The sequence below is a fragment of the Mesorhizobium sp. WSM4845 genome, assembly GCF_055811455.1.
In genome coordinates this window covers 1-9997 of sequence record NZ_JBVVQA010000063.1, presented here as the reverse complement: position 1 = coordinate 9997, position 9997 = coordinate 1, and the positions used below count along the sequence as shown (strand labels likewise).

Here is a 9997-nt window from a genome sequence, read left to right as displayed (position 1 = left end):
CAATCAGTCCATTCTGTTACCTATCTATCCGGTTCGGACACCGGCACCTTCTCCCCGTATAGTGACGGGGAGAAGGGAAACGCTCCAACGCTGGCGACGCCCCCGTCTCGATACGGGGAGAGGGTAAGGGTGAGGGGCAGCGCAGACCTGGAACGAGACGCTCCATGAACAAAAAACCCGCCAGAAGGCGGGTTTTTGATCTGCTAAAAGTTTGGGGCTACAGCCCGAAACCTTCGAAACGCTTCTTGAACTTCGACAGGCGGCCGCCGCGGTCGAGCAGGGTCTGCTGGCCGCCGGTCCAGGCCGGATGGGTGGTCGGGTCGATGTCGAGGTTCATCGTATCGCCTTCCTTGCCCCAGGTCGAACGGGTCATGTATTCGGTGCCGTCGGTCATGACGACCTTGATGGTGTGGTAGTCGGGATGGATATCGGTCTTCATTGTGCTATTCCTGGTTCGCCGGCGCCGCTGACGGGCATAAAGCCTGCGTCGATGCGCCCCTTTTTAAAACTCGAAGCCGCAGCTATTGAGGAGCCACGGCTTTTAAAAACGGTCGGCGAGCCTATACATCAGCCGGAATTGAATCACAAGGCCGCGGTAAGCGCATATTGAGGCGCATGCCCAGAAGGCGGCCAGAGGAAACGGTCATGGCGCATACAAGCGGCGATGCAGACGAGCGTAGGCGCTCGCTCAAGCCGCTGCGGCGCCTGTTCCCCTACATCACCCGCTACCGGAAAATGGTCATTGGCGCGATCGTCTCGCTGACCATTGCTGCGGCGACGACGCTGGCGCTGCCGCTCGCCGTGCGGCGGATGATCGACCACGGCTTTTCCGCCTCCGATTCCAGCTTCATCGCCGAGTATTTCGCCATGCTGGTGGTGATGGCTGCCTTGCTCGCCGCGGCGTCGGCCTGCCGCTATTATTTCGTCATTACGCTGGGCGAGCGCGTCGTCGCCGACATCCGCAGCGACGTGTTCCGCCATGTCACGACGCTGTCGCCATCCTTCTTCGACACCGCCCAGTCGGGCGAGATCGTCTCGCGGCTCGCCGCCGACACGACGCAGGTCAAGTCGGCGGTCGGCGCCACCGCGTCGGTAGCGCTCCGCAATGTCATTCTTGGGCTTGGCGCCGTGGCGATGATGGTCTTCACCAGCCCAAAACTGTCGGGCCTCGTCATCGCCGCCATTCCGGTGATCGTGCTGCCGCTGGTCGCCTTCGGCCGCTCGGTGCGGCGCAAATCACGGCTGGCGCAGGACACGCTGGCCGACGCCACGGCCTATGCCAGCGAGCAGATCGGCGCGGTGCGCACATTGCAGGCCTTCACCAACGAGAGGCAGGTCACCGGGCATTTTTCAGCTGCCGTGGAAGCCGCTTTCGCGGCGGCGCGGTCCTCGATCTTTGCCCGCTCCTTCCTCACCTTCTTCGCCATCTTCATGATCTTTTCCTCGGTGGTGGCGGTGCTGTGGTTCGGCTCGCGCGACGTGCTCGACGGCACGCTGTCGCCCGGCACGCTCGGTCAGTTCCTGCTCTATTCGGTGTTTGCCGCCGGCGCGCTCGGTGCGCTGTCGGAGGTGTGGGGCGAGCTTTCCCAGGCGGCGGGCGCTGCCGAACGGCTGACCGAGATCCTGGCCGAGAAGCCCGCAATCCAGGCCCCAGCGCATCCCAAACCGCTGCCGGCGACGGCCAGGGGCGCAATCAGTTTCGACGACGTGTCCTTCTCCTATCCGGCCGGGCCCGACCGCGCTGCCGTCAGCGGCCTGAGTTTCCAGGTCAAGCCCGGCGAGACGGTGGCGATCGTCGGCCCGTCGGGCGCCGGCAAGAGCACCGTCTTTTCGCTGCTTTTGCGCTTTTACGACCCCGAGACCGGCAAGATCATGATCGACGGCGTCAATGTGCGCGAGGCCGACCCCGTCGCCATCCGAGAGCGCATCGCCATCGTGCCGCAGGATGTCACCATCTTCGCGGCCAGTGCGCGCGACAATATCGGCTTCGGTCGTCCGGACGCCAGCCAGGCCGAGATCGAGGCGGCGGCCAGGGATGCGCTTGCCGACGAGTTCATCCTAAAACTCGAGAAGGGCTATGACAGTCAGGTCGGCGAGCGCGGCGTGACCTTGTCCGGCGGCCAGCGCCAGCGCGTGGCGATTGCCCGCGCGATTCTGCGCGATGCGCCGATCCTGCTGCTCGACGAGGCAACCTCGGCGCTGGACGCCGAAAGCGAGACGCTGGTGCAGACGGCGCTGGAGCGGCTGATGCAGGACCGCACCACGATCGTCATCGCCCACCGGCTGGCGACGGTGCTGAAGGCCGACCGGATCCTGGTCATGGATGGCGGCTGCATCGTCGAGGAAGGCACCCACCAGAGCCTCGTTGGCAAGGGCGGCATCTATGCGCGGCTGGCCAAGCTGCAGTTCGAAACCGGGGCGAACGCTTTCAGGGGCGCCGCGGAGTAGCGTAACGGCAGTCGGCCGCCAGTCTGCCAGAAGGACGACCCTGCCAAACGGCTTCGTCTTTGCAAAATGGCGCTGGTCGGCGGTGACGAAAGTGCCGCCGCGTTCGATGCGCTTGAAGATATGTCAGGCGCCCTTCAGCACCTCCCCATAGCGCTTGCGCAAATGCTCGGTGAAATGCGTGGCGTTGAGCTTCTCGCCGGTGGCGCGCTCGAGCAGTTCTGGCGTCGACCAGCGTGAGCCTTGCGACCAGATCCTTTCACGGCGCCAGTCGTTGATCGCCGCGAAATCCCCCTTGGCGAGGTCTTCGTCGGCCGAAGGATGATCTCTGGTCAGCGCCGCCCATTGCTGCGCCGCCATCATCGCGCCCAGCGTATAAGACGGGAAATAGCCGAAGGCGGCACCCGGCCAGTGCACGTCCTGCATCGGCCCGTCGGCCGGGTTGTCGATGGTCGACAGGCCGAGATAGTCGCGCATCCTGGCGTCCCAGGCCTCGGGCAGGTCTACCGCCTCCAGCCGCCCCGAGACGAGCTCCTGCTCCAGCTCGTAGCGCAGGATGACGTGCAGCGGATAGGTGACCTCGTCGGCGTCGACGCGGATCAGGCCGCGCTCGACCCGGTGTACATGCGGCAGGATGTCTTCGATCGACCAGGCCTCGCCGAGGTGCTTTTCGACCACCGGCAGCGCCCAGCGCCAGAATTCGGGATTGCGGCCGATCTGCTTCTCGACAAACAGGCTCTGGCTTTCATGCACGGCCATGCCGCGCGCCTTGCCGAGCGGCCAGTGCGCCCACGCCTGCGGCAGGTTCTGTTCGTAAAGCGCGTGGCCGGTTTCGTGCAGCACGCCCATCAGCGCCGACAGGAAGTCGGAGGTCTTGTAGCGGGTGGTGATGCGCACGTCGCTTGGCACGCCGCCGCAGAACGGATGATGCGATACCGACAGCGAGCCGTGGGTGAGATCGAAGCCGACCGCCGCCATCATGGCGAGGCCGAGCTCGCGCTGCTTTTCGATCGCATAGCTGCCCGAAAGCGGTTTTAGCGGATGTTTCGCCAGACGCTTTTCCTGCACCGCCAGTGCCTCCGGCACGAAATCCCTGAGAAAGGTCTTCAACTCGGCGAAGACCGGCGTGATGTCGGCGGCGCGGTTGCCGGGGTCGTACTGCTCCATCAGCGCGTCATAGGGATCGAGGCCGAGCACGTCGGCGCGAAGGGCTGCTTCCTCGCGCACCAGCGCGACGACGCCTTCGAGCGCCGGCAAGAACCCGGCCCAGTCGTTCTTTGCGCGCAGGTCGCGCCACAGCTGCTCGGAACGCATCCGGGCGGTGGTTTGACGCTCGACGAATTCGACCGGCAGACAGGTCAGGTTGGTGTATTGCCGCCGGAACTCCCTGACAGCGGCCTGCTGTTCTTCGTTCAGCGTTTCCTGTTCGGCCGCTGCGATCCAGTCCGCGATCTCCGGCGCTGTCGCTCTGGCGTGATGCATGCCGGCCAGCGCCGACATCGCCTCGGCGCGCTTTTCGCCGCCGCCGACGGCCATGTGGGTCGCCTCGTCGGCGGCAAGAATGGCGAGCGCATGCTCCAGTGCTTCGAGCTTGTGGCCGAGGTCGTCGAGTTTTTGAAAGGACATTGTGAGTTCCGCTGAATTTGAACGGCGGGAAAAGATACCAATGCGCTGATATTGGCAACCCCGAAAGGCCGTTGGCGATGGGCACATGGTTGCTGGCCAGGATGCACAGCGCAATGGGTCTTGCAGGAGCGGTGGCGTGCGTGATCAATGTCGCGAGGCGGCGGCGCGTCGCATCGGGGAGACGAAGCATGATCGCCAATGTGCTGGTCGGGTTGGTGGCGCTGATCCACCTTTACATCGTCTATCTGGAGATGGTGCTGTGGGACACGCCGCGCGGCCACAAGGCGTTCAAGCTGACGCCGGAATTCGCCAGCGCATCGAAAGTGCTTGCGGCCAACCAGGGACTTTACAACGGCTTTCTCGCAGCCGGGCTGATCTGGGGGCTTTACCTCGGCGCGGCTGGTTTCCAGATCAAGGTGTTTTTCCTGCTCTGCGTCGCCATCGCCGGCCTCTACGGCGCGGCGACGGTCGGCAGGAAAATCCTCTACATCCAGACCGTGCCGGCTGCAGTTGCTCTGGTCGCAGTTTGGTTGGGCGCATAACCCCGAAATCGGACTCGATTTTTGGAAAAGTTCCCTGTGCGGATTGCTGCCTGGGGCTTCGGTGCGGAACGGATCTTGCGCAAAATCAACAGATCATGCGCAAGATCAAAGTGCGGCGCTGTAATGGATGATTTCAGCCTTTTGGATAGTTTGGGACGTAGCCGTTCGGATAGTACCCGCCATCGCCACCGCTGCCGATGAGGAAGGCGCTGCCGGTGGCAGCCCGCAGCCTTTGGCTCTCATGATCGATCTGCGCCAGCATTTTATGATACTGCGTGGTCGGCATCGTTCCATCTCGCGCGGCCCTCTGCGCGGCCCGATCAAGTTGAGCGACCTGCGTGCGCAAGCCACGCGCTTCGTCCAGCTTGATCCTGTTCGCCTGCATGGCGCCTCGGATACCGGTATCCACGCTCTCTATCTGGTTGATCAAAGCTGCCGCATGCGGGCCGGCGTCGGCGACGGCAAACGGAACGGTGACGAGAAGTGCGGCGAGCGTTGCAGTCCTGAGGTCTTGGGAGTGAAAGAGCGCATGTTGCGTCTCCTTTTTACAGGGGAGGCGGCGATTGGGAGGGCCACCTTCCGGCCGTGGGCCGTCGGTTCCGTCGGGTCGCAATGGACGCTTCCACCGCCGGCGGTTCTCGGGCCCATGACATAGCTAGGAGCGATCCTCGGCAAAGTGTAATCAAAAAAAGGTAATCTTTTCAGGCCTTGCTAGCCTGCATCGCCGCCCTAAGTGCGGCCGCCGCCTGGAGCCGGGGCGATCAGCGCTCCGTCAGTTTCAGCTCGATGCGGCGGTTCTTGTTGCGCGCGTCTTCGGTGTCGGCGGGGTCGAGCGGCTGGAATTCGCCGAAGCCGGCGGCAACCAGGCGGTTGGCCGGCACGCCGTTCTCGATCAGGAACTTCACCACCGAGGTCGAGCGCGCCGTCGACAATTCCCAATTGTCGCGGTAGCGGCCGGTGCCCGACAGCGGCTTGTCGTCGGTGTGGCCGTCGACGCGCAGCACCCAGTTGATCTCCGGCGGGATCTCCTTCTGCAGGTCGATGATGGCGTCGGCGAGCTTCTTCATCTCGTCCTTGCCGGCATCGTTGATCACTTCGGAGCCTGTCGGGAAAAGCACTTCCGACTGGAAGACGAAACGGTCGCCGACGATGCGGATGTTCTCGCGATCGGCGAGGATTTCGCGCAGGCGCCCGAAGAAGTCGGACCGGTAGCGGTTCAGTTCCTGCACACGTTGCGCCAACGCGACGTTCAGGCGGCGGCCGAGATCGGCGATCTTGGTGTTGGACTCGCGATCGCGCGCTTCCGACACATTGAGCGCTTCTTCGAGCGCTCCGATCTGTCTGCGCAGCGCCGAGATCTGCTGGTTGAGGATTTCAACCTGGCTCAGCGCCTGCTGGCTGATCTGGCGCTGGTTGTCGAGTTCGCCCGACAGGGCCGTGGCCCGCTGGTTGGCGGCGTCGCCGGCACCGGCGCCTTGCGCCAGCAATTGCTCGAGCCGGCTCTTTTCCGCCTCCGACGCCGACAGCGACGCCTGCAAATTGGCGAGCGAATCTTCCTTGTCCTGCGTTGTCGAACGCTCCAGCGCCAGAAGCTGGGTCAGTTCGTTGATCTGCGAATTGAGGCGGTTGAGCACCGTGTCCTTGCCGGAGATTTCGCGGCCGAGCAGGAACTGCGCCAGCACGAAGACGGTAAGCAGGAACATGATCGCGAGCAGCAACGTCGACAGCGCGTCGACGAAGCCCGGCCAGTAATCGATACGGCGATCGGCACGCCGGCTCCTGGCGAGAGCCATGCTAATGGACTCCAGTCTTCTTCAAGGCGTCCGCAATCTTCTCCAGAGTGTTGCGCATCGCCTTCTGCTCGTCCGACTGGGCCTCGACCCAGTCGCGCATGATCTGCTGCTCCGAGCGCATGTTCTTGACCAGACCCGAAATGCCGTCGGCAAGGTTGGCCATGGCGGTGGCGACACGCGGATTGGCGCCGCCGCCGTTCTCTTGCATGCTGCGCAGTCTTTCCGACAGGACGCGGATCTCGTCGGAGGACTCGACCCTGGGCGGTTCGGCGACAACGATGTCGGAGGACAGGTCGGTGACCGAGGACAGCCAGTTTTCGAGCTCGGTGTAGAAGCGTGTCTGGGCGCGGCCAGCCTGCAGGTCGAGGAAGCCGAGCACCAGGGAACCGGACAGGCCGAACAGGGAGGACGAGAAGGCGGTGCCCATGCCGGCCAGCGGCGCGGAAAGCCCGGCCTTCAGAGATTCGAGCACGGCGGCGGCATCGCCAGTGCCGGGATCGAGCGAATCGATGGTTTCGCGGATCGAGCCGATCGTGTTGAGCAGGCCCCAGAAGGTGCCAAGCAGACCAAGGAACACCAGCAGCCCGACAAGATAGCGCGAGGTGTCGCGGCTTTCGTCGAGGCGGGTGGCGATCGAATCGAGCATGGTGCGCATTGAGCTGGTCGAGAAGGCGATCGTCGGCGAGCGGCCGATCATCGCCTTCATCGGCGCCAGCAGCACCGGTTCGGTGGTTTCGGAGCCGGCCCGAAAAGAGTTGACCCAGCGCACTTCGCGAAACAGCCGGCCGACCTGCGCGAAGGCCAGCAGGATGCCGACCGCAAGCACGCCGACGATCAGGCCGTTGAGACCGGGATTGGTGGCAAAGGCTGTCGAGATCTGACGGGTCAGGATGGCGGCGATGAAGGCGACGATCATCAGGAAGATGACCATGGTCAGGAGAAAGACCTGCGGGCTCGACAATTTGTGCGGATCGTACATCAGCACGTCGGAGCGCCTGCCCATGCCGAAGGATTTGAGTAAAGCCATCCGTGCCCCGTTTCCGATGCCGCCGCCGCCGCCAATTCACGTTTGACGGCGACTCTAAACGCAATTGTGACCAAATTGAATGGCGCTTGGCAATATTGCCAAGCGGACCATTGCGTTAGAGTCGGTTGATGACCAGGCAGTCGACCATGGCGGCAAGATGCAGGCCGGCGCCGGTGACGACAAAGCCGTGCCACAGCGCATTGTGGAAGCGCAGGCCCTTCCAGGCGAAGAAGATGACGCCGCAGGAATAGACGATGCCGCCGGCGACGATCAGCGCGATCGACGTCGTCGGCAATGTCTCGACGAGCGGCTCGACCAGAACGATGCCGCTCCAGCCGATGGCGAGATAAAAGACGATCGCCAGCCGGTCGAAGCGACCGGGAAGAAGCACTTTGATGCCTATGCCGATCGCTGCCGCGACCCAGACCAGGACGATCATCGAGATGGCCAGCGACGAACCGTCGAGCTGGGCGAGGAAAGGCGTGTAGGTCGCGGCGATGAGCAGATAGATCGCGGCATGGTCGAAGCGCCGCAATATCCACTTGGCAGGCGACGACACCGGCCACAGATTATAGGCCAGCGACACCGACAGCACGGCGAGCAGCGAAACCACGTAGAAAGCGGCGGCGATATATTCGCCCGGACCGGTATGGAAGGCAGCCAGCGCCAGCAGCGTCGAGCCAGCAGCAATGGCGAGCACGATGCCCACCGCATGGACGATGCCGTCGGCGATCATTTCGGCGTGCGAATAGTGCCAGCGGCCCATGAAGGGGATTTCGATCTGGGATTTCGGGCCGATATGCGTCATGAATGATCCTGCATCCCCTTATTTGGGCGGATGCCGGACAGCATTTCAAGCTATCGTTGCGGTTTTGCGACTGCGGCGGTTCAGCGCGCCAAGTCCGGGTTCATGCTTTTTCGGGGATCACGGTCTAGCGCGGCGTCACCGGCTTCCTGACGGTCTTCAACAGCGCACGCTGGATGGTCTCGTTGCCGGCGACGATCGAGCCGCCATCCAGCATGTTCTGCCCGCCGGCGAAGTCGGAGATGAAGCCGCCCGCCTCGCGGATCAGCAGGATGCCGGCGGCGACGTCCCAGGCCGACAGGCCGGTTTCCCAGAACCCGTCCATGCGGCCGGCAGCGACGTAGGCGAGATCGAGCGAGGCGGAGCCGAGGCGGCGCACGCCCGAAACTTCGGCCATCACGTTGCGCAGCTCGATCAGGAAATTGCCATGTTGGCCGCGGCCGAGATGCGGCACGCCGCAGCCGATCACCGTGTCGATCAGCTTGGTGCGGCCGGCAACCCGCAGCCGGCGGTCGTTCATGAATGCGCCGCCACCGCGCTCGGCGGTGTAGAGTTCGTCCATCGCCGGATTGTAGACGACACCGGCGACGATCTGGCCCTGGCGCTCCAGCGCGATCGAGATGGCGAAGAGCGGAATGCCGTGCAGGAAATTGGTGGTGCCGTCGAGCGGGTCGACGATCCAGCGGTGCTGGCTGTCGTCGCCTTCGATCAGGCCGCGCTCCTCCATCAGGAAGGCATAGCCCGGCCGCGCCTTCGACAGCTCGGTGAAGAGGATTTCTTCTGCCTTGCGGTCGGCCTGGCTGACATAGTCGCCCGGCCCCTTCATCGAGACCTGCAGGTTCTGCACTTCGCCGAAATCCCGCGACAGCGAGCGGCCGGCCTTCATAGCGGCCTGGACCATGACATTAAGGATCGCGGATCGCGCCATTGCTCTTCTTCCTGCCGCTGCGCCTATTTGCCTTGAGGCATGATCTTATCCAAAAAGTCTGCAACTTTTTGGGATGATGCTATTTGCTTTGAGACATGATCTTGTCCAAAAAAGTCTGCAACTTTTTGGGATCATGCCTTAGTCGGCGCGGCGCACATAAGTGATTTCGTTGGTGTCGACGATGATACGCTCGCCCGAGCCGATGAAAGGCGGCACCAGCACGCGAATGCCGTTTTCCAGCATCGCCGGCTTATAGGACGAGGCGGCGGTCTGCCCCTTCACCACCGGGTCGGCCTCGGTGATCGTCAGCGTCACCTGGTCGGGCAGCGAAATGCCGATCGGCCTTTCGTCATAGAGCTGGACCGTCACCATCATGCCGTCCTGCAGGAAGGCAGCGCGATCGCCGACGAAATCCTTTTGCAATTCAAGCTGCTCGTAGCTTTCGGTGTCCATGAACACCAGCGCTTCGCCCTGTTCGTAGAGGAAGGAGAAATCCTTCATCTCCAGTCGGATCTGCTCGACTGTCTCGGCCGAGCGGAAACGCTCATTGAGCTTGGTGCCGTTGATCAGGTTCTTCAGCTCGACCTGGTTGTAGGCGCCACCCTTGCCGGGCTTGACGGTGTTGGTTCTGACCGCCACCCACAGGCCGCCATCATGCTCGATGACATTGCCGGGACGGATTTCGTTGCCATTGATCTTGGCCATGATGATGTGATCCGGAATGAGATTTCGCGACGAAAGCGATTTGGCGCCTCCAAGACCACAAATCGCCAGGAGAGGCAAGGGATTGGGCAAGAGGGGGAGTGGGCAAGAGGGGGAGCGGGCAAGGGG

The 9997-nt window shown here is 63.2% G+C and carries 10 protein-coding genes; 2 read left to right on the top strand and 8 right to left on the bottom strand.

Translation table 11 applies throughout. The features are described from left to right. Positions 1-217 precede the first annotated feature (217 nt). Positions 218-439 (bottom strand): 50S ribosomal protein L31, encoded by a 222-nt coding sequence (rpmE, locus tag AC0L2C_RS33810; protein WP_006327661.1) that lies wholly within the window; start codon positions 437-439, stop codon positions 218-220. A 206-nt stretch (positions 440-645) separates the two neighbouring features. Between rpmE and AC0L2C_RS33805 the strand changes: the two genes are divergently transcribed. Next, on the top strand, positions 646-2448 hold the full coding sequence (locus AC0L2C_RS33805; RefSeq protein WP_473525492.1) for an ABC transporter transmembrane domain-containing protein: 1803 nt from the start codon (positions 646-648) through the stop codon (positions 2446-2448). A 123-nt stretch (positions 2449-2571) separates the two neighbouring features. Here AC0L2C_RS33805 and AC0L2C_RS33800 read toward each other — a convergent pair whose 3' ends face one another. Next, the gene (locus AC0L2C_RS33800) at positions 2572-4071 is read right to left on the bottom strand and encodes a carboxypeptidase M32 (protein WP_473525491.1); all 1500 of its coding nucleotides are present in this window, start codon (positions 4069-4071) and stop codon (positions 2572-2574) included. Positions 4072-4259: 188 nt separating this feature from the next. Here AC0L2C_RS33800 and AC0L2C_RS33795 point away from each other — a divergent pair, with 188 nt between their 5' ends. Continuing rightward, positions 4260-4613, top strand: coding sequence for a DUF1304 domain-containing protein (locus AC0L2C_RS33795; RefSeq protein ID WP_023800007.1), 354 nt, complete (start codon positions 4260-4262; stop codon positions 4611-4613). Positions 4614-4746: 133 nt separating this feature from the next. Here the strand turns inward: AC0L2C_RS33795 and AC0L2C_RS33790 are convergent, their stop codons facing one another. The 6 genes from AC0L2C_RS33790 to efp form a co-directional block, all read right to left on the bottom strand. After that, the gene (locus tag AC0L2C_RS33790; protein WP_473525490.1) at positions 4747-5043 is read right to left on the bottom strand and encodes a hypothetical protein; all 297 of its coding nucleotides are present in this window, start codon (positions 5041-5043) and stop codon (positions 4747-4749) included. Positions 5044-5374: 331 nt separating this feature from the next. Then, positions 5375-6406, bottom strand: coding sequence for a peptidoglycan -binding protein (locus tag AC0L2C_RS33785; protein ID WP_023800005.1), 1032 nt, complete (start codon positions 6404-6406; stop codon positions 5375-5377). 1 nt (position 6407) lies between these two features. Further along, positions 6408-7433 carry a MotA/TolQ/ExbB proton channel family protein gene (locus AC0L2C_RS33780; RefSeq protein WP_023800004.1) on the bottom strand — a complete coding sequence of 342 codons (1026 nt, stop codon included), beginning with the start codon at positions 7431-7433 and terminating at the stop codon, positions 6408-6410. 115 nt (positions 7434-7548) lie between these two features. Then, entirely contained in the window at positions 7549-8241 is a 693-nt protein-coding gene (gene trhA, locus AC0L2C_RS33775; protein WP_473525489.1) for a PAQR family membrane homeostasis protein TrhA, read from the bottom strand. 124 nt (positions 8242-8365) lie between these two features. Beyond that, positions 8366-9166: an inositol monophosphatase family protein gene (locus AC0L2C_RS33770; protein WP_023800002.1), complete on the bottom strand. Its 801-nt coding sequence runs from the start codon at positions 9164-9166 to the stop codon at positions 8366-8368. A 138-nt stretch (positions 9167-9304) separates the two neighbouring features. Beyond that, complete coding sequence (gene efp / locus AC0L2C_RS33765) at positions 9305-9871, bottom strand: elongation factor P (protein ID WP_027152892.1); 567 nt, start codon at positions 9869-9871, stop codon at positions 9305-9307. Positions 9872-9997 lie beyond the last annotated feature (126 nt).

What these genes read in the sequence shown, in the direction of transcription:
- AC0L2C_RS33805 (WP_473525492.1), top strand. Translation starts at nt 646, where the DNA reads ATGGCGCATACAAGCGGCGATGCAGACGAGCGTAGGCGCTCGCTCAAG.
- AC0L2C_RS33770 (WP_023800002.1), bottom strand. Translation starts at nt 9,166, where the DNA reads ATGGCGCGATCCGCGATCCTTAATGTCATGGTCCAGGCCGCTATGAAG.
- efp (WP_027152892.1), bottom strand. Translation starts at nt 9,871, where the DNA reads ATGGCCAAGATCAATGGCAACGAAATCCGTCCCGGCAATGTCATCGAG.
- rpmE (WP_006327661.1), bottom strand. Translation starts at nt 439, where the DNA reads ATGAAGACCGATATCCATCCCGACTACCACACCATCAAGGTCGTCATG.
- AC0L2C_RS33795 (WP_023800007.1), top strand. Translation starts at nt 4,260, where the DNA reads ATGATCGCCAATGTGCTGGTCGGGTTGGTGGCGCTGATCCACCTTTAC.
- AC0L2C_RS33780 (WP_023800004.1), bottom strand. Translation starts at nt 7,433, where the DNA reads ATGGCTTTACTCAAATCCTTCGGCATGGGCAGGCGCTCCGACGTGCTG.
- AC0L2C_RS33800 (WP_473525491.1), bottom strand. Translation starts at nt 4,071, where the DNA reads ATGTCCTTTCAAAAACTCGACGACCTCGGCCACAAGCTCGAAGCACTG.
- trhA (WP_473525489.1), bottom strand. Translation starts at nt 8,241, where the DNA reads ATGACGCATATCGGCCCGAAATCCCAGATCGAAATCCCCTTCATGGGC.
- AC0L2C_RS33785 (WP_023800005.1), bottom strand. Translation starts at nt 6,406, where the DNA reads ATGGCTCTCGCCAGGAGCCGGCGTGCCGATCGCCGTATCGATTACTGG.